This window comes from Pseudomonas helleri (genome assembly GCF_045830615.1).
GTDB classification, from domain to species: Bacteria; Pseudomonadota; Gammaproteobacteria; order Pseudomonadales; family Pseudomonadaceae; genus Aquipseudomonas; species Aquipseudomonas helleri.
Map to the genome: position 1 here is coordinate 5,509,160 of NZ_CP174501.1, position 18,437 is coordinate 5,527,596.

Sequence of the window (18,437 nt, forward strand, 5' to 3'; positions counted from 1 at the left end):
TGTCTGAACCTACGATCGGGCATGTCTGAAAAGCCTCCCGCGTTGAGACAGTCTCTTAGCCGCTCCTTAAGCTGCGTAGCTCGGTGCAAGGCCGAGCTACTTACTATAAGGATCAACACTCATGAAATTTTCGCTGATGGGTTTGCTGTTCAGCATCACTTCCCTGGCCCAGGCTGAAACCACCCCGCCGCCCGTCGTCCCCGCCATTACCGTCGAGTTCGGCAAGCCAACGTACATTCATCGATTGCACTACAAGAAGATGTACAGCGAAAAACCGTTTGAAGAAGCCATCCTGTACTACTACGACAATGGCTTGTACAAGATCATTTCCCCAGGCGAAAACCACTACGGCGCCTATGTGGTTGAAGGGGCGTTTACCGATGAGGAATACAAGATCAGCTACATCTCCTTGCCCTCAGCTGACTGGGGAGGAAACGTAGCGCGTCATGATCTTGTGTTTAAAAAGAAGGGGCTGACCTTCGAACAGAAAGCCGTGGCACAAGTGGATCAAAACATCCCACTGCAACATGGGCTTTACCTCCAGGAAATTAACCCTGAAGTAAGCCCCGTTGCGATTACGTGGGATTCACACGGTCAGCGATAAATATCCGCGCGTGTCGGTGGCAATTCAATGGAGCCATCGGCATGCGGTTTGGTCGCCAGGATTTGATCGATGTTTATCCAGCCATGGGCAAACGCGTAGGCACAACCCGCCAAATACAGGCGCCAGATACGCAGGGTTTTTTCCGGGACCATTTTCGCAGCGGCCTCCAGGTTGTTTTCCAGGCGCTGACTCCAGTGATCCAGCGTGCGCGCGTAATGCAGACGCAAGCTTTCGACGTCGACTACTTCCAACCCTGCTTCGCTGATCTCGGCGGTGATCATCGACAGGTGCGGCAACTCACCGTTCGGGAACACGTAGCGGTCGATAAAATCACCGGCCCCACGGCCTACCGGGCGGCCATCAGTGTGCTTGGCGGTAATACCGTGGTTCATCACCAGGCCGCCTTCACGCACCGCGTTGAACAGGATGTTGCAGTACTCATTGAGGTTGGCGTGCCCTACGTGCTCAAACATGCCCACGCTGACAATTTTGTCGAAGCGGCCGTCTTGCGGCAGATCGCGGTAGTCGAGCAATTGCAGGTCGACCTTGTCTTGCAGGCCCTCGGCCTTAACGCGTTCACGGCCCAACGCCAGTTGCTCTTTGCTCAGAGTAATGCCGAAAACTTTGACGCCGTACTCGCGTGCGGCAAAACGCGCCAACCCGCCCCAGCCACAACCAACGTCGAGCAAATACTCACCCGGCTTCAGGCGCAACTTGCGGCACAGCAGGCGAAACTTGGCTATCTGAGCTTCATCAAGGGTCTCTTCGCCGGTCTCAAAATAGCCACATGAATAGGCCATGTCCTTATCAAGCCACAGCTGATAAAACTCATTGGACAGGTCGTAGTGGTAAGAGATGGAAGCGGCGTCGATTTCTTTGTCGTGGTGAATACGCGTAGGTCGAGTGTCCTCTTCCTCCACCAGCGCCTGGCTCAACTCATCACACACACGAATCACTTCTTTGACGGAGCCTTCCAGCTCAAGCTTCCCCTCAACAAAAGCGGTGCCCAACAGATCAAGGCTGGGGTGGGTAAACTCGGCAACCAATTGCGGGTCTTTGACCACAATCGTGACACTAGGCTTTGGCCCTAGATCGAATTGGTTTCCATCCCAAAGTTTAAGGCGTAATGGAAGATGAAGTTTCTGTAAAGCCGGTGGCAGTTGCGCGAGCATCAGTAAGTCCTCCTTCAATTCAGACATCGAAACTATAGGGTAGTCGATTAACCGAAACTGTCAGCTCAGTGAGCTGACAGCCAGAAGCCAGAGCGTGCGTGATGCGTTTTCAGACCCTTACTGCGGCGTTTCTGACGCCACCAACGGCTCATGAAAACGAAGCAAACGTCCAGCATTCCCCAACACCAATAACGTACTCAAGTTGTGCAGCAGCGCGGCAATCATGGCGCCAGCCGCCCCTAACCAACCAAATGCAGCGGCGGCAACAATCGCCAGTGTCCAGCCCAGCCCGATGACCACATTGACCTGCAGGGTGTGCCGGCATTCACGGCTCAGTCGCACACACGTTCCCAAACGCCGCAAGTCACTGCCGATCAACACGATGTCGGATGACGCCAGGGCAATGTCCGCACCGCCCGCCCCCATCGCAACACCCACCACGCCGGCTTTAAGTGCCAGCGAATCGTTGATCCCGTCACCGACCACCATAGGCCTGAAGCCACTGTCGATTTCGCCCAGTACACGCTTCAATTTATCTTCGGGCAAGGCTTGGGCTTGTACCTCACTGATGCCCACCGCCTGCGCCAAATGGTCCGCCACACTTTGCCGGTCACCCGTCAGCAAGACCTGACGCCCCAGCCCCAGCTCGCGCAATTCGCGCAACGCCTGTTGGGCTTCGGGCTTAACGCTGTCTGCCAACAATAACCAGCCAAGAAACTGTGTGTCCAATGAAAGACCTGCAATAGGGCCATCATGGTCCGGCACCGGGGTTGTGGTAATAGTCAATTGGTCGAATAACTCCGGCCGCCCCAACGCCGCTTCGCCCTGCGCGGTTCTGGCCACGACGCCCAAACCCTGGCGCTCGCGCACATCCTCCAGGGTCAGCAATTGGTCATGGCTGACCAGACCGGCCAACGCCCGGCTCACCGGATGGCTGCTGGCAGCGCCCAAACTGGCGGCCAGTTGCAGCAACGGCTGATGCTCCGTGAGCGGTGTTTCGATGGCTTGCAGGCGCAACGTGCCGTAGGTCAGGGTGCCGGTTTTATCCACCACCAAGGAGGTCAAATCCGCCAGTTCTTCAAGGAACGCCGAGCTGCGAATCAAGATCCCGTGACGCGCCGCCACGGCGATCCCGGCAATCGCGGTGGCCGGTGCCGACAGCACCAACGCGCATGGGCACGCCGCCACCAACACCGCGAGCATGGCTTGGGCATCGTTGGTGATAAACCAGGTCACGGCGGCGATCATCAACACCAGCACCATGTAGCCGCCCGCATAGCGCTCGAGCAAACGGGTGATCGGTGGCTTGGCGCGTTCGGCGTTTTGCATCAGGGCAATGACTTTGCCCAGCGTGGACTCTTCACCGGTGCGTGTTACCTCAACGCGCAGCAAGCCGTCCAGGTTGATCGCGCCACCGTAAATGGGCATGCCCACGCTGACTTCCAGCGGCACCGATTCCCCGGTGATCGACGCCGTGTCGAGGCTGGCCTGGCCTGTCAACACCACACCATCGGCCGGCACACGATCCCCGGCGCGGACTTCAACCTGATCCCCGGTCTTGAGGGTGCTGTTGTCGACCTCCAGCAAACGGCCGTCGGCCTGAAATAACCGCGCCTGGCTGCGGGTCAGTTTGCCCAGCGCATGAATGGCTTCTTGCGAACCGATCACACTGCGCTCTTCCAGCACGTGGCCAAAAATCATGATGATCGGCAACAGTGCTGCGGTCAGCAAATCGCCGGTGGCCCACGCGCCTAGCATCGCCAGGGCAATCAGTTGATCGGTGATGCCGTGCAGGCTCGGATAACGCAGGCTGTACCACGCCGAACGCATCACCGGCACCGCCACCAACAACGAGGCAAACCCCAATAACAATTGGCTGGTGCCCACTTGCAGAGGCATGAACCAGCGCCACACCAGCCCCAAGGCCAGCAATCCCAGCGCCAGCATCGCCAGCGTCAGTTGCCGCGCAGCGCTGCGTTGCTCGGCGCTGCTCAGCATGCTGACCACGGGTTGCGTTGCAGACGTACTCATTGTTCGGCTCCCTGAATAATCAGACGGGAATCATCTTTAGGATCAACGGTGGTCACAGAGCCCGCCTGCCCGAGAATTTTTGGCACCCGCTCGCGATATAAACGCAGCAGCAAACCAGGGTCATTACCGGCCTGTTGTACCTTGGCCAAATTGACGATGGCCGTCGTGTCCGATTGCGCCAAGGCCAATCGTTCGCTGGCTTGGGCGTGAGCTTGCTCAACCGTGCGGTCGGCTTCCTGGGTGGCGTTTTGGGTCGTTTTAGCGGCATCGTTGCGCGCGTTGGCCACGGCTTTATCGGCTTGCTGGCTGGCCGTCAGTACCGCGTTAAACGCGTTAACGGCCGGGCCCGGCAAACTCGATTGCACATCGACCCGCACCACCTCAAGACCAATGCCCTGCCCCGTTGCCGTCAGCGCCGCCAGTTGCTGATTGATGCCTTGCACCAAATCACCGCGCAAACGCTCACGGCGTTCAGCCGACTGTTTATCGCTGCCGAGCAGCTCCGGGCGCGCCACTAAAATGGTGTCCAGATCCCGCGCGGCGGTCAGCGCCACCGCGCTGCGGGTGACCACACGATCCAGCGCAGGCAACACATGCTCTGCTTGCAGCACGTAGGCATAAGGGTCGATGACGTTGTAAAACACCCGCACATCCAGTTGCACAACACCCGCATCACCGGTCAGCAAATACCCGGAACCGGCCAGTGCATCGTTGATGGGCGTGGCAAAAGTGGCCACGCGATCCGCCTGCAGGGCGCTGTCCGAGCGCAGCAGGTTTTCGATCCGGCGCTCACTCACGCGGTCGGCGGCGGGCACAATCACCACTTGTTCAAAAGGCCGCGGCCAGGCCAACAGCAAGCCGGCATTCTGGATGCGGTCCAGCGCACCAAAGCGCAACACCACTGCGCGGTTCTGCGGATCGATCTGCCGCACATTCGACACACCCCACGCCACGGCGGCGAACACCGTCACGGCATACAAGCCCAAAAACGCTAAACGCCCCGCTTGTTGCCACGGGCTGCTGACACGTGGCGTGTCTTCAGATGAGCCACTCATGGGTGCGACCCAGCCTTGTTATCCATGGACGGCGGACCATCGACCAACACCCGGAACGGCGCCGCATCGGTGCGCAAAATCACTTTGGTGCCGGGGTTAACCATGGTCCCCAGCGTGTCGAGAGAGCGCAGCATGTTGTACAGCTCTGGCGAACTGGCGTACGCCTGACCATAAATTTTCGCCGCCTCGACCCGCGACTGCGCTTCGATGTCCGCCGCTTTCACACTGGCATCGGCTTGCAGAATGCGCGCATCGCGCTCGGCCGCCGAACGGATTTGCGCCGCTTCGCGTTTGCCCACCGCAGTGCGTTCAGTGGCGATGGTTTCACGCTCGGCGCGCATGCGATCGACCGTGGCGGTGAGCGTGACCGACGGCAACGTCAGCCGCTCAACCCCCACTTGCAACACACGCACGCCATAGGTGCTGAGCAATTGCTGTTCGATTTGCTGGCGCAGTTGCGCTTCGAAGTCGGCAATTTTGACTTGGCTGGCATCGGTGTTGACCAAACTGGACAGGTCAAAACTGGCGGCTGTGGTTTCCAGCGCCGAGCCGACAAAGGTCCGAATTTGCCGGGCGGCTTCATCGGGCTGGTTTTGTACCGCACGCATAAAACGCTGCACGTTCTCGGCATCGCCCTGCACCTGCCATGCCACGTAGGCCTGCACGATAATGCGCAGGCCGTCGCGGGTGCCGACGTCTTGCAGACCGCTGGAAGTGGTGCGCAAACGCAGGTCTACCGGCACGCTGACTTCAAACGGTGCGGGCCAGCGCCAGCTCAACCCAGGCTCCAGCAGCACCCGCGCCGGGTTACCGAAACGGGTGATAACAGTGGCTTCGCCGGAACGCACCTGCACCAGGCTGGCGGCTGCCACGGCAAATAAAACCAGCAAAGCGGCCCAGCCCATGCGCCGCCATGGGAACGGGCTCGGCTCATGTTCGTCACCATGATGGTGGTGATGATGGCCGTGATGCGCGTGGCCGTGGTGGTGGCCGCCGTGCGCGTGATGATCGTGTGAGTGGCTCAAAACAAAGCTCCTTACTGAACAGCTTTACGCGGCGCGACAGGATCGGCCGGCAGCGTGAAAGAACGCAGATCGAGGGTCGGCGCGTTGCCGTTGCCCCCAAGGCGGTGGTCGAGAATCAAAAGTTTGGCGTTGTTCATGCCTTGGCTGAGCTGGCTCAAATACTGCTCAAGAACAAAGGCGTGACCGGCCTCGCGGTAGGCTTTTTGTTCGGCGCCAAAACGCAGGTCCGAGGTCTGCGCCGTCGCGTTCACTTCACGCGCCGAGGCATTGGCCTGGTCCAGCGCCATGCTGGCCTGCAATTGCGCGACGTTGGCTTGCTCGCTGGCCGCGCCACGCTCGCGGGCAATCAAGGCCTGGGCGCTGATTTGTGCAGCCTGAACAGCGTGATACGCGTTGGCCGCCCCGGCAGGCGGATGGATAGCCTCAACCACCGTGGCCAGAATCTCGACGCCGCTGCCCAGCGAATCCAGATCGGCCTGCACGGCACGACCAATGTCACTGGCCAACTCGGTACGTTGCTCACCGAGCAAATCATCGAGGGTGCGCGAGGCAAAGTCGTGCACGAGAATGCGGCTCGCGGTACTGCGAATCAGCGTCGGCACATCGGCACTGTGGTACGTCGCGGCAATCGCGGCTTGATCGCTCAAGCCGATGCGGTACACAAAACGCACGTCCATGTTCACGATCTGAAAACCCTGCTTGTCACCGCCACCACTGGCAATGACCTGGGATTTGTCGTTCACATGCGTCGCGTCCCACAAGCGGTTGGCAGTCAACGGTGGCAGGCCGTCAGCCGACGCCAGCACAGGGTCCGCCGCCGACTCGGTGCTGGTCGCCAGCTCATGCACCACCCCGTTTTCGACCATCAGCACCCGGCCCAACGGCCAAGGCAGCCCTGCGTGCAAACCCGGCCCGAATACTTCAACCGGCTTGCCAAAACGTTCATAAATGCCGCGCCCTTGCAGCGGGACTTCATTCACACCGCTGAGTATCCAGCCCACCGCGACGATCACCGCCAGCACCGGCAGGAACGCTTTGCGCATGTAGCTGAACGCCCAGATTTGCCGCAGATCGATGCCAAACCGGTTATGCAATTCGTGCTGCAACGCCAGCAGCGGTTGCGGTGGCCAGCGCAGCATCCCGGCAATAAAACTCTGCGCAATCATGCGCGGTTCGAGCCGGTCGCGGCGTGGGCTGAAAATCGCCGCCACGGCCCGAAGGATTAACTCAATCGCCACCGCCGCGGGCAGCACGCCCAGCAATACCGCAAGGCGAGCGGGCCATTCGGCCTCGGCGCTGCTGAACAGCAGACATAACGCACTGAGCAAAAAAGTGAGGATCGGCACACGCACCAGCGGCGCCAGTAAGCGGGCTTCCGGCCAGCGTGCTTCGGGTTGCTGCGCCAGGTAGCGTTCGAACACCAGCAATGCAAACGCCAGCAACACCGCCACCCCAGCAGCCACTCGCCCGGCCGTGCCTAAATCGGCACCGGCCAGCGACACATCCCAACTGTGCTGCACACACCACACGGCCAGGCCACCAACGCCCGCCAGCCAAAAGACCGGCGCCCCGATCGAGGCCAAAAACCGATGCGACCCGCGACTCAACCGTTGGCAAAAACGCTCGTAGGCACTGAGTGGCTCGGCGGGCTGTTCTTCGATCAATTCAGGTGCAGGATTGAGCGCTGCCTTGCGCCAGTCCGCCACCCAAAACGCCGATTGCGCCCCTGCCGCCACCACTAACAACGCGGCAACGTTGTTATTGAGCAGTGCAGGCCACAACGAACTCGGGGCAAACAGACCAATAAAAAAACCGACCGTCCAGAGCATGATTGCCAGGGCGGCCAGTCCAACGCCTAACTGAAAAAGTTGACGCGCCTGAACGGTGGCACTTTGAAAACGAGACAAAGACTCAAGGCCACCCTCCTCGGCATCTAAATCGACACGCATGGAAGCTCCACTGTTTGATGAATATAGTTACGATATAACAAACAGTGTGAAACTTCTGCGGGCGGCCAGCGATCTTCATCTTTGGACAAAGACCTCGTAAGCGCTTACTGCGGGTGGGCGATCAAGTGCTTGGCCAGCGCCTCGAATGCCGGGATGGTCACCGGGTCGTTTGCCGCGTTGCCGGCAATCGGATTGGACGCATAGCGCACGATCACCATTTCGGCTTTAGGGTCGATGTAGGTGCGCTGCCCATACACACCCCGCGCCATGAAGGCGCCATCGGCGTTGTGGGTCACCCACCACATGTCGCGATAACTGCCACCTTTGAGCAGGTCATAACCGGCCTTGGCAAACGCGTCTTTATCGCCACCGGAGCGAATATCATCCACCACGGCCTTGGGCACGATTTGCTCGCCCAGGTACTGGCCGTTATTGCGGATCATCTCGCCAAACCGCGCCATGTCCCGCAGCCCGGTGTTCAACCCGCCACCGGCAAACGGCGTACCGATGGAGTCCACAGAGAAGTACGCATCCTGTTCGGCGCCCAGGCGCTGCCAGATTTTTTCTGACAACAGTTGTGCCACGTTTTTCCCGGTGACACGGGCAATCACCCAGCCCAGCACATCGGTATTCACCGTTTTATAGGCGAAGGCTTTACCGTGTTCACCCTCGGGTTGCACGGTCTGCAAGTACTCCATATACGTTTGCGGGCCGGTGTAATCCTTGGGCTTGGGCAGCGGGTTACCCGCCTGTGCGTGCTTCCAGACCTCAGCGTTGGGATCGGCATAGTCTTCGCTGAATTTAAGCCCGGTGGTCATGTCCAGCACCTGGCGCAACGTCGCGCTGCCAAAGGCTGACTTGGCCAACTCGGGGACGTAATCCGCTACTTTTTTATTGGCATCCAGGGTGCCATCGGCCACCAGCATGGCGCCCATTGTGCCCACCACCGATTTGGTCATGGACATGGCGGCATGCTGGCCTAGGGGGCTCAGCACGCCGAAATACCGCTCATAGACAATTTTGCCGCGGTGCAGCACCACAATGCCGTCGGTGTAATTGGCCGCCAGCGACTGCTCCCAGGTCATCGTTTTTTGCCCACCGAGGGGCGTAAACGTCAGGGCGTCGATATCGCTGCGCAACGCCTGCGACAACGGCACGGGCGCGCCCAAGCCACGGGACACATTGGTGGTGGGCATCAGTTGGCGGAAGTTGGAAACGCTCCAGCGCATGGCCGGAAACTTGAAATAACTGCCATCGGCAAACCGCACAATCCGGTCAGGCGGCGGAGGCGCACCGACCATCCAGCCCAGGGTCTTGGGGTCACTGGCGGCGGCATCGGGGTAAGTTGTTTTATCGCCAGCACAGGCAATGGACGCTGCCAGGCAAGACAGCAAGAACACCACGCTTGTGCGTGCGGGTTTGAACAAATGCTTAAGCATACAAACGCCTCAATAAAGGAACGAGACCCGGCCAAGCGCTGAGTTGATTGTTCCATTACCAACCCATAGCCGCGCACTACCCTGCGGTATGAGAGGTTAGCTTGTATACCCGTGCGTGTTTTTTTACTGACTGAAGTCAGAGGTTAATGGCTTCCAGGCTGTAACTGATGCTCGACTGACTGAGATTGAGGATTTCTGAGACACGTTTAGCGCTGCGGTTTTCGATCAGCAACAGGACAATCGAAATGTCCTGCATGTCCAACTGCCTCAATGCGTTGGTGTGCAACATGTGCATTCCTCAGTGGTGTTCTTCAGGATAAAACTCAACGTAACTCGACTCCCCGCCCCCGGTTGCACCCGATAACCAGCCCCAGACAAATTCCAGTGTGGTGCGCCCGGCGTGATCCACACCGACCGTGCCCCGCGACCAACCGGCCAGCAACTCGCCCTCAGCGGTCAGGCAGTGGTACAGCAACTCGAGGGTGTCGGGGCCGGTGGCGCGACCGACCAAATGCCCCGTGCGGATATGCCCGCCCTGGTAAGTCCCGGTGATCGCATTGCCATCGACGTGGTAATGAAACACCGTGCTGGCGTCGGATAACCCGCTGGCGTTACTCGCCACGGCGAACCGGCGATTGTTCATGCGTTGGCTGATGTTTTTAAAGGTGCTGTCCATCGATTTTCGAGCTCCTGATTGCCTGCGGTCTGCATAAAGTGGGTCGAAGGGTTTGAACTTGAGAATTGTGTAAAACAACCAAAAAACCGTAGCCATCCCCCCAAAAGCGGCTTTGGATTCGGCTTTACAGGCGTCATGCCATAAAATGGCCGGTTGCCGAAGAACCGTCATGACTCTGGCCATGAAGGGCTTCCATCCTTAACAAATAAGTGTGGTCAAGATGAACAAGCCTTTCATTTCGCTGTGCCCTGAAATTACTCGGGCGCACGCGCTGACGTTGATGGATTGGTTGGAGGATGAACGTGTCACCTGCTACCTGAGCGATTCTCGTCATGTTTCGCGCTCTATTGGGCACGCCATTGATCGGACACAACTGCCGATCCTGACTCATCTATTCAACCAGGGCGGCCGGTTCTTCATGGCCTTTGACAGGCATGACGCTCCGGTCGGCTTTGTCCGTCTGATCAAAACCGGCCCGGATTGCGAGATAGTCCTGGTCATCGGAGACAGCGACAAATGGGGCCGCAACCTTGGCGCCCGCACGATCCAGGAAGGCATGAAACTGGCCTTCCTCGACATGCGGGCCAAGAAGCTCATCGCCAAGATCCATCCGGACAACACGCGCTCGCTCAAAGCCTTTGTGCGCAGCGGTTTTGTGCTTGAGAGCGAAACGCCGACATTGAAGTCATTTTCCATGGCGGCGGGACGCTATCTCCAGCTCTTGCGCGAAGGTGCCGTGAGTAACGCCACCAAGATCTTCATTACTGAAATCGACAAGGCCAGGCTCGAACAACTGATCGCGCTCGAAACAGGCCCCGCCGTCGTTGAGCTCGAACATGAGCTTGAGCGTGCCATTGTCGTCAAGCCGCAGCAGGTGGCATCCAATGTCGTCACGATGAACTCCAGAGCCTTGCTGCAGTTGGACGACGAAGAGATCGAAGTGGCCTTGGTCTACCCCGAAGACGCCGACAGCAACAGCGGAAAACATTCTGTTTATTCCGACATCGGTGCCGCCATCCTGGGTTATCAGGAAGGGGACGCCATTGACTGGCGAATATCTGACAGGACCCGCCGAATAGAAATCAGGAAAGTGCTTTACCAGCCGGAGGCTGCGGGCCACTTCCACCTTTAATTGGGGCTTTTACTGCGTGTTGATCCATCAGGCGCGAAGGTTTTCGCACGCGTCGTGCCTGGCTGGTTTATGGAAGTTTCAATGCTCAACATTCAACCCGCTGGGTGCGGGTTGAATGTGTTCACCCAATGCCGTGGAAATACTTATTCCACAGTCACCGATTTAGCCAAGTTGCGCGGCTGGTCTACGTCGGTGCCTTTGAGCACGGCCACGTAGTAAGACAGCAGTTGCAGCGGGATGGTGTAGAGGATCGGCGCCAGCACGTCGTGGATGTGCGGCATGTTGATCACATGGGTGCCTTCGCCGTTGCTCATGGCGGCTTGTTCGTCAGCAAACACCACCAACTCACCACCACGGGCGCGAACTTCTTGCAGGTTGGATTTCAATTTTTCCAACAGTTCGTTGTTCGGCGCAACGGTGACCACCGGCATGTCGTTGTCCACCAGTGCCAACGGGCCATGTTTCAGTTCGCCCGCCGGGTAGGCTTCAGCGTGGATGTACGAAATTTCTTTGAGCTTGAGCGCGCCTTCCATCGCCACCGGGTACTGCGCACCACGGCCCAGGAACAGGGTGTGGTGTTTGTCGGCGAACAGTTCAGCGACTTTCTCAACGGTAGCGTCCATCGCCAGGGCTTCACCCAGACGGGTCGGCAGGCGGCGCAGTTCTTCAACCAGTTGCGCTTCAACACCGGCTTCGAGGGTGCCGCGTACTTGGCCCAGGGACAAGGTGAGCAGCAGCAGGCCGACCAATTGAGTGGTGAAGGCTTTGGTCGAGGCCACGCCAATTTCACGACCGGCTTGGGTCAGCAGGGTCAGGTCAGACTCACGAACCAGCGAGCTGATGCCGACGTTGCAAATCGCCAGGCTGCCGAGGAAACCCAGCTCTTTGGCGTTGCGCAGTGCTGCCAGGGTGTCAGCGGTTTCGCCCGATTGTGAGATCGACACGAACAGGGTGTCTGGCTGTACCACAACTTTGCGGTAGCGGAACTCGCTCGCCACTTCGACCTGGCACGGGATGCCCGCCAGACTTTCCAGCCAGTAACGGGCAACCATACCGGCGTGGTAGCTGGTACCGCAGGCCACGATCTGGACGTTGCGCACTTTGACGAACAGTTCTTTGGCGTTTTGGCCAAAGGCCTGAACCAGAACGTGGTCCTGACCCAGACGATTTTCCAGGGTGCGCTGGACAACGCTTGGCTGCTCGTGAATTTCCTTGAGCATGTAGTGACGGAACTCGCCCTTATCGGCCGCTTCGGCACCGTCGCGGTATTGCACGGTTTCGCGCTGAACGGTCTGGCCGTCCACATCCCAGATTTGCACGCTGTCACGACGGATTTCAGCGATATCGCCTTCTTCCAGGTACATGAAGCGGTCAGTCACTTGGCGCAGGGCCAATTGGTCGGACGCAAGGAAGTTTTCGCCCAGGCCCAGACCAATCACCAGCGGGCTACCACTGCGGGCAGCAACCAGGCGATCAGGTTGTTTGGCGCTGATCACGGCCAGGCCGTATGCACCGTGCAGCTCTTTAACCGTGGCCTTCAGGGCTTCGGTCAGGTCGGTTTGTTCTTTGAGTTTGTGTTGCAGCAGGTGGGCGATGACTTCGGTGTCGGTGTCCGAGGTGAACACATAACCCAGGCCTTTGAGCTGTTCGCGCAGGGCTTCGTGGTTTTCGATAATGCCGTTGTGCACAACGGCCAGATCCGAACCCGAAAAATGCGGGTGCGCATTGCGCTCGCACGGCGCACCGTGGGTGGCCCAACGTGTGTGGGCGATGCCCAGACGGCCCACCAGCGGTTCACCGGCCAGGGCTTGTTCCAGTTCAGACACCTTGCCGTTACGGCGCATGCGCTCCAGCGTACCGTTGTTGGTAAACACGGCAACACCGGCGCTGTCATAGCCACGGTACTCAAGACGTTTCAGGCCTTCGAGCAGAATGGCCGTGATATTACGTTCGGCGACTGCGCCAACGATTCCACACATAAATTTCTCCTAATCGAGGGCGGCGCATAACAGCGTTATGCCCCGGGCCTGAATCTGTTCGCGCGCCTCTTTGGGCAAGCGATCATCTGTAATAAGGGTATGGACGCTGCCCCAAGGCAGTTCCAGGTTGGGTATTTTGCGGCCGATCTTGTCGGACTCGACCATCACAATCACTTCACGCGCGACATCGGCCATGACCCGGCTCAGACCCAACAACTCGTTAAAAGTTGTTGTGCCACGCTGCAGGTCGATCCCGTCAGCACCGATAAACAATTGGTCGAAGTCGTAAGAGCGCAACACTTGCTCCGCCACCTGTCCCTGAAAGGACTCGGAGTGCGGATCCCACGTGCCGCCGGTCATCAACAGCACAGGTTCGTGCTCAAGTTCACTGAGCGCGTTGGCCACGTGCAAGGAGTTGGTCATCACCACCAGGCCCGGTTGCAGGCCCAGTTGCGGAATCATCGACGCCGTGGTGCTGCCGCTGTCGATGATGATCCGCGCGTGTTCTTTAATCAGGCCGACGGCCACACGAGCGATGGCTTGCTTATAGAGGGAGACAGGCTGAGGGACGTCATTCACCAGTTCTTGCGGCATGGTGATGGCGCCGCCATAACGACGCAGTAACAAGCCATTACTTTCGAGTGCCGCCAGATCCTTGCGAATCGTGACCTCGGAGGTTTCGAAGCGCTTGGCCAATTCATCCACACTGACTTCGCCCTGCTCGGTGAGCAAGGCCATGATGTTGTGTCTGCGTTGGGGCGTGTTGCGCTTGGACATGTGGGCTCTAAGTTTCGGTTCGAAAGATAACGAAAGCAATGAAACCCGATCTCGAAATTCACGTCAAGAATTTGTTGCAGATTATTTTGTGAATAACTCACTTTCGCCCCTACCAGGCGGGGGTTTGGCGGGCGATAAATGGCAGATAAAACAAAGCCTTATCCACAGGTGATGGATAAGGATTTGTGTAAGTCATTGATTTAAAACAGTTATACGATGACTTAAATGTGTAACAAAACAACCAATCCGAGCTGTGGATAACTGTTCTGTAGGAGGAACCGAAGGCTGTGATCTTTCGATGGGTCAAAAGATCGCGAGGCAAGCTCGCTCCTACAGTGGGGAGTTAACTTACGGCTTCGGTTGTTTCACCGGGCGTTTCCAGCCATCGATGTTGCGCTGGCGGGCACGGCCCACAGCCAATTGCTCGGCTTCAACGTTTTGGTTGATGGTCGAACCGGCCGCAGTGGTGGCGCCATCAGAGATATCCACAGGTGCTACCAGCGAGTTGTTGGAACCGATGAACACATCCGCACCCAACACGGTTTTCCACTTGTTGGCACCGTCGTAGTTGCAGGTGATGGTGCCCGCACCGATGTTGGTGCGCGGGCCCACTTCAGCATCGCCCAAATAAGTCAGGTGACCGCACTTGGCGTCTTCACCCAGGTGGGTGTTTTTCAACTCTACAAAGTTACCCACATGGGCGCGGGCATCGAGCACGCTGCCCGGACGCAAACGTGCGAAAGGACCGGCATCGCTGCCCTCGCCCAGTACCGCACCATCAAGGTGGCTGTTGGCTTTGACCACCGCACCTTTGCGCAAGGTGCTGTCTTTGATCACGCAGTTCGGACCAATCACCACGTCATCTTCGATCACCACGCGACCTTCAAGAATCACGTTAATGTCGATCAGCACGTCGCGACCGACGGTCACTTCACCGCGCACATCAAAACGGGCCGGGTCACGCAGGGTTACGCCCAGTGCCATCAGTCGACGGCCTTCACGCAACTGGTAATGACGTTCCAGCTCGCTGAGCTGTTTACGGTCATTGGCGCCCTGCACTTCCATCGGGTCATGGGCGTGCTCAGTGGCCACTACCAAACCATCGTTAACCGCCATGGCGATCACGTCAGTCAGGTAATACTCGCCCTGGGCATTGTTGTTAGACAAACGGCTCATCCAGTCAGCCAGGCGTGCGGTCGGCAAAGCCAGAATCCCCGTGTTGCCTTCGGTGATGGCACGTTGCTCATCGGTGGCATCTTTATGCTCAACGATGGCGCTGACCTTGCCGGTGGCATCACGCACGATACGGCCATAGCCAGTCGGGTCCGCCAGGTTCACGGTCAGCAGGCCCAGTTGCTCGGGGCTCACTTGCTTGAGCAGGCGTTGCAAGGTGTCGACTTCAATCAACGGTACATCGCCGTACAGCACCAGCACATTTTCGGCGGTCAAAAATGGCAAGGCTTGCGCCACGGCGTGGCCGGTACCCAGTTGCTTGTCTTGCAGCACAAAGTTCAGGTCATCAGCAGCCAGACGCTCGCGGACCAATTCGGCACCATGGCCGATAACCACGTGAATACCGGTCGGCTTAAGTTGGCGGGCGCTGTGGATAACATGCCCAAGCATGGAGTTGCCGGCCACCGGGTGAAGGACCTTGGGCAGGGAGGAACGCATGCGGGTGCCCTGGCCTGCGGCGAGAATAACGATATCGAGAGACATGACTGGCTACCAATCCTGGGTGGTCAGCGAATGCGACCAAAAGTAGTTCGCGGAAATGAAAAAAGGGTAGCCGAGGCTACCCTTTTTAATCAATCACACAATCAGTAACGGCTTAATTGCCGAACTTCTTGCGGATTTGCTGGACGGTGCGCAGCTGAGCTGCAGCCTCGGCCAGACGTGCGGCAGCAGATCCGTAATCGAAATCTGCGCCTTTTTCGTTCAGGGCCTTCTCGGCAGCCTTAACGGCTTCCTGAGCAGAGGCTTCATCCAGGTCGGCAGCACGTTGCACGGTGTCGGCAAGCACCTTGACCATGTTCGGCTGAACCTCGAGGAAACCACCAGAGATGTAAAACACCTCGGCTTCGCCACCCTGTTTGATCAGGCGGATCGGACCTGGGTTCAGACTGGTGATCAGCGGAGCGTGACCCAGAGCGATACCAAGATCACCCAGTGCACCGTGCGCAATCACCATCTCAACCAGACCGGAAAAGATTTCTCCTTCCGCGCTGACGATATCGCAATGGACTGTCATATTAGCCATCTGATTGCCTCAACCTGATTAGCGCCCGTTTCCGGGCGCCCGAATTACAGTTTCTTGGCTTTCTCGATCGCTTCTTCGATGCCGCCAACCATGTAGAACGCTTGTTCTGGCAGGTGGTCGTAGTCACCGTTGAGGATGCCTTTGAAGCCAGCAATGGTGTCTTTCAGGGAAACGTATTTACCCGAAGCACCGGTGAAGACTTCAGCCACGAAGAACGGCTGCGACAAGAAGCGCTGGATCTTACGAGCACGGTTTACCAACTGCTTGTCGGCTTCCGACAGCTCGTCCATACCCAGGATCGCAATGATGTCCTTCAGTTCTTTGTAACGCTGCAGCACGTACTGAACGCCGCGAGCGGTGTCGTAGTGCTCCTGGCCGATCACGTTCGGGTCCAGCTGGCGCGAAGTCGAGTCGAGTGGATCGACCGCTGGGTAGATACCCAGGGAAGCGATGTCACGGGACAGTACGACGGTGGCGTCCAAGTGGGCGAAGGTGGTCGCTGGCGACGGGTCGGTCAAGTCATCCGCAGGTACGTATACCGCTTGGATCGAAGTGATCGAACCTTCCTTGGTCGAAGTGATACGTTCTTGCAGAACGCCCATCTCTTCAGCCAGGGTCGGCTGGTAACCTACTGCCGAAGGCATACGGCCCAGCAGTGCGGATACTTCAGTACCGGCCAGTGTGTAACGGTAGATGTTGTCGACGAACAACAGAACGTCGTTACCTTCGTCACGGAACTTCTCAGCCATGGTCAGGCCAGTCAGTGCTACGCGCAGACGGTTACCCGGCGGCTCGTTCATCTGACCGTAAACCAGCGCTACTTTGTCCAGTACGTTGGAATCCTTCATCTCGTGGTAGAAGTCGTTACCCTCACGAGTACGCTCACCCACACCGGCGAACACGGAATAACCGCTGTGCTCGATGGCGATGTTACGGATCAGTTCCATCATGTTTACGGTTTTGCCTACACCGGCACCACCGAACAGACCTACTTTACCGCCTTTGGCGAACGGGCAAACCAGGTCGATAACCTTGATGCCTGTTTCCAGCAGATCGTTGCCGCCAGCTTGTTCGGCGAACGAAGGTGCTGGACGGTGAATGCCCCAACGCTCTTCGGTGTCGATCGGGCCAGCTTCGTCAATCGGGTTACCCAGTACGTCCATGATCCGGCCCAGGGTCGCTTTACCGACCGGTACGGAGATGGCTGCGCCAGTGTCGACTACGTCCAGACCGCGCTTCAAGCCTTCGGTGGAACCCATCGCAATGGTACGAACTACGCCGTCGCCCAGCTGCTGCTGAACTTCCAGAGTAGTTTCCGCGCCTTGTACTTTCAGCGCGTTGTAGATGCTCGGTACGCTGTCGCGTGGAAATTCCACGTCGATAACGGCGCCGATGATTTGAACGATACGTCCGCTACTCATAGCTGGATCCTCTGAATATTTGAACCGTTAAACCGCGGCAGCGCCGCCGACGATTTCCGAGATCTCTTGGGTGATCGCAGCCTGACGCGCCTTGTTGTAGACCAGCTGCAAATCGCTGATCAGATCACCGGCGTTATCGGTAGCGTTTTTCATCGCGATCATCCGCGCCGCTTGTTCAGCTGCGTTGTTCTCGACCACCGCCTGGTACACCTGCGACTCCACGTAACGCACCATCAAGCCGTCAAGCAGCTCTTTGGCGTCTGGTTCGTAGAGGTAGTCCCAGTGGTGCTTGAGTTCCTGATCCGGGGTCGCCACCAGTGGAATCAATTGCTCCACGGTTGGCTGCTGGGTCATGGTGTTGATGAACTTGTTGGATACCACGGACAGGCGGTCAATCCGGCCTTCCAGGTACGCATCCAGCATCACCTTCACACTGCCGATCAGATCATTGATCGACGGCTCTTCACCCAGGTGGCTGATAGCTGCAACGACGTTACCGCCGAAGTTACGGAAAAAGGCCGCACCCTTGCTACCAACAACACACAGATCAATCTCGACGCCGTTATCGCGGTTTACCGCCATGTCCTTGACCAGGGCCTTGAACAGGTTGGTATTCAAACCACCGCACAAACCACGGTCACTGCTCACAACCACATAACCCACACGCTTAACTGCGCGGTCGATCATGAACGGGTGGCGGTATTCCGGGTTGGCGTTGGCCAAATGCCCAATAACCTGGCGGATGCGCTCCGCATAAGGACGGCTAGCAGCCATGCGCATTTGTGCCTTGCGCATTTTGCTGACCGCCACTTTTTCCATGGCGCTGGTAATTTTTTGCGTGCTTTTGATGCTCGCAATCTTACTGCGAATCTCTTTTGCGCCTGCCATGTAACACCTATCAGGTTAGCAAGCGGGAGCCT

The 18,437-nt window shown here is 58.0% G+C and carries 16 protein-coding genes; 2 read left to right on the top strand and 14 right to left on the bottom strand.

What is annotated here, in order from left to right:
• Positions 1 to 121 precede the first annotated feature (121 nt).
• On the top strand, positions 122 to 604 hold the full coding sequence (locus ACJJU9_RS24810; protein ID WP_053225445.1) for a hypothetical protein: 483 nt from the start codon (positions 122 to 124) through the stop codon (positions 602 to 604).
• On the opposite strand, the gene cfaB is transcribed toward ACJJU9_RS24810, so the two are convergent.
• From cfaB to ACJJU9_RS24850, 8 genes are all read right to left on the bottom strand, one after another.
• Positions 595 to 1,776 carry a C17 cyclopropane fatty acid synthase CfaB gene (cfaB, locus tag ACJJU9_RS24815; protein ID WP_407729756.1) on the bottom strand — a complete coding sequence of 394 codons (1,182 nt, stop codon included), beginning with the start codon at positions 1,774 to 1,776 and terminating at the stop codon, positions 595 to 597. The genes ACJJU9_RS24810 and cfaB overlap by 10 nt on opposite strands.
• A 117-nt stretch (positions 1,777 to 1,893) precedes the next feature.
• Positions 1,894 to 3,807 (bottom strand): cation-translocating P-type ATPase, encoded by a 1,914-nt coding sequence (locus ACJJU9_RS24820; protein ID WP_407729757.1) that lies wholly within the window; start codon positions 3,805 to 3,807, stop codon positions 1,894 to 1,896.
• Positions 3,804 to 4,862 carry a protease modulator HflK gene (hflK, locus tag ACJJU9_RS24825; RefSeq protein ID WP_407729758.1) on the bottom strand — a complete coding sequence of 353 codons (1,059 nt, stop codon included), beginning with the start codon at positions 4,860 to 4,862 and terminating at the stop codon, positions 3,804 to 3,806. Before hflK (ACJJU9_RS24825) ends, ACJJU9_RS24820 begins: the two co-directional genes overlap by 4 nt.
• Positions 4,859 to 5,887, bottom strand: a complete 1,029-nt coding sequence (hflC, locus tag ACJJU9_RS24830) for a protease modulator HflC (RefSeq protein ID WP_048373516.1) — start codon at positions 5,885 to 5,887, stop codon at positions 4,859 to 4,861. Before hflC ends, hflK (ACJJU9_RS24825) begins: the two co-directional genes overlap by 4 nt.
• 11 nt (positions 5,888 to 5,898) lie before the next feature.
• Positions 5,899 to 7,836 carry a protease modulator HflK gene (gene hflK / locus ACJJU9_RS24835; protein ID WP_407729759.1) on the bottom strand — a complete coding sequence of 646 codons (1,938 nt, stop codon included), beginning with the start codon at positions 7,834 to 7,836 and terminating at the stop codon, positions 5,899 to 5,901.
• A gap of 104 nt (positions 7,837 to 7,940) precedes the next feature.
• A complete protein-coding gene (locus ACJJU9_RS24840) occupies positions 7,941 to 9,275 on the bottom strand; it encodes a serine hydrolase domain-containing protein (protein ID WP_407729760.1) in 1,335 nt (444 codons plus the stop codon).
• A 136-nt stretch (positions 9,276 to 9,411) separates the two neighbouring features.
• Complete coding sequence (locus tag ACJJU9_RS24845) at positions 9,412 to 9,564, bottom strand: hypothetical protein (RefSeq protein ID WP_407729761.1); 153 nt, start codon at positions 9,562 to 9,564, stop codon at positions 9,412 to 9,414.
• A gap of 9 nt (positions 9,565 to 9,573) precedes the next feature.
• Entirely contained in the window at positions 9,574 to 9,951 is a 378-nt protein-coding gene (locus ACJJU9_RS24850; RefSeq protein WP_407729762.1) for a hypothetical protein, read from the bottom strand.
• A 220-nt stretch (positions 9,952 to 10,171) separates the two neighbouring features.
• On the opposite strand from ACJJU9_RS24850, the gene ACJJU9_RS24855 reads away from it, so the two are divergent.
• A complete protein-coding gene (locus ACJJU9_RS24855) occupies positions 10,172 to 11,083 on the top strand; it encodes a bifunctional GNAT family N-acetyltransferase/nucleoside diphosphate kinase regulator (protein WP_153328714.1) in 912 nt (303 codons plus the stop codon).
• 143 nt (positions 11,084 to 11,226) lie between these two features.
• Here ACJJU9_RS24855 and glmS read toward each other — a convergent pair whose 3' ends face one another.
• From glmS to atpG, 6 genes are all read right to left on the bottom strand, one after another.
• A complete protein-coding gene (glmS, locus tag ACJJU9_RS24860; RefSeq protein ID WP_407729763.1) occupies positions 11,227 to 13,062 on the bottom strand; it encodes a glutamine--fructose-6-phosphate transaminase (isomerizing) in 1,836 nt (611 codons plus the stop codon).
• 9 nt (positions 13,063 to 13,071) lie between these two features.
• Complete coding sequence (locus ACJJU9_RS24865; protein WP_153328710.1) at positions 13,072 to 13,839, bottom strand: DeoR/GlpR family DNA-binding transcription regulator; 768 nt, start codon at positions 13,837 to 13,839, stop codon at positions 13,072 to 13,074.
• A gap of 348 nt (positions 13,840 to 14,187) precedes the next feature.
• On the bottom strand, positions 14,188 to 15,555 hold the full coding sequence (gene glmU, locus ACJJU9_RS24870) for a bifunctional UDP-N-acetylglucosamine diphosphorylase/glucosamine-1-phosphate N-acetyltransferase GlmU (RefSeq protein ID WP_123750612.1): 1,368 nt from the start codon (positions 15,553 to 15,555) through the stop codon (positions 14,188 to 14,190).
• A 112-nt stretch (positions 15,556 to 15,667) separates the two neighbouring features.
• Positions 15,668 to 16,087: a F0F1 ATP synthase subunit epsilon gene (locus ACJJU9_RS24875; protein ID WP_371928897.1), complete on the bottom strand. Its 420-nt coding sequence runs from the start codon at positions 16,085 to 16,087 to the stop codon at positions 15,668 to 15,670.
• A gap of 53 nt (positions 16,088 to 16,140) precedes the next feature.
• Positions 16,141 to 17,517 carry a F0F1 ATP synthase subunit beta gene (gene atpD, locus ACJJU9_RS24880; protein ID WP_017135118.1) on the bottom strand — a complete coding sequence of 459 codons (1,377 nt, stop codon included), beginning with the start codon at positions 17,515 to 17,517 and terminating at the stop codon, positions 16,141 to 16,143.
• A 27-nt stretch (positions 17,518 to 17,544) separates the two neighbouring features.
• Positions 17,545 to 18,405, bottom strand: a complete 861-nt coding sequence (gene atpG, locus ACJJU9_RS24885) for a F0F1 ATP synthase subunit gamma (RefSeq protein WP_048373555.1) — start codon at positions 18,403 to 18,405, stop codon at positions 17,545 to 17,547.
• Positions 18,406 to 18,437: the final 32 nt, after the last annotated feature.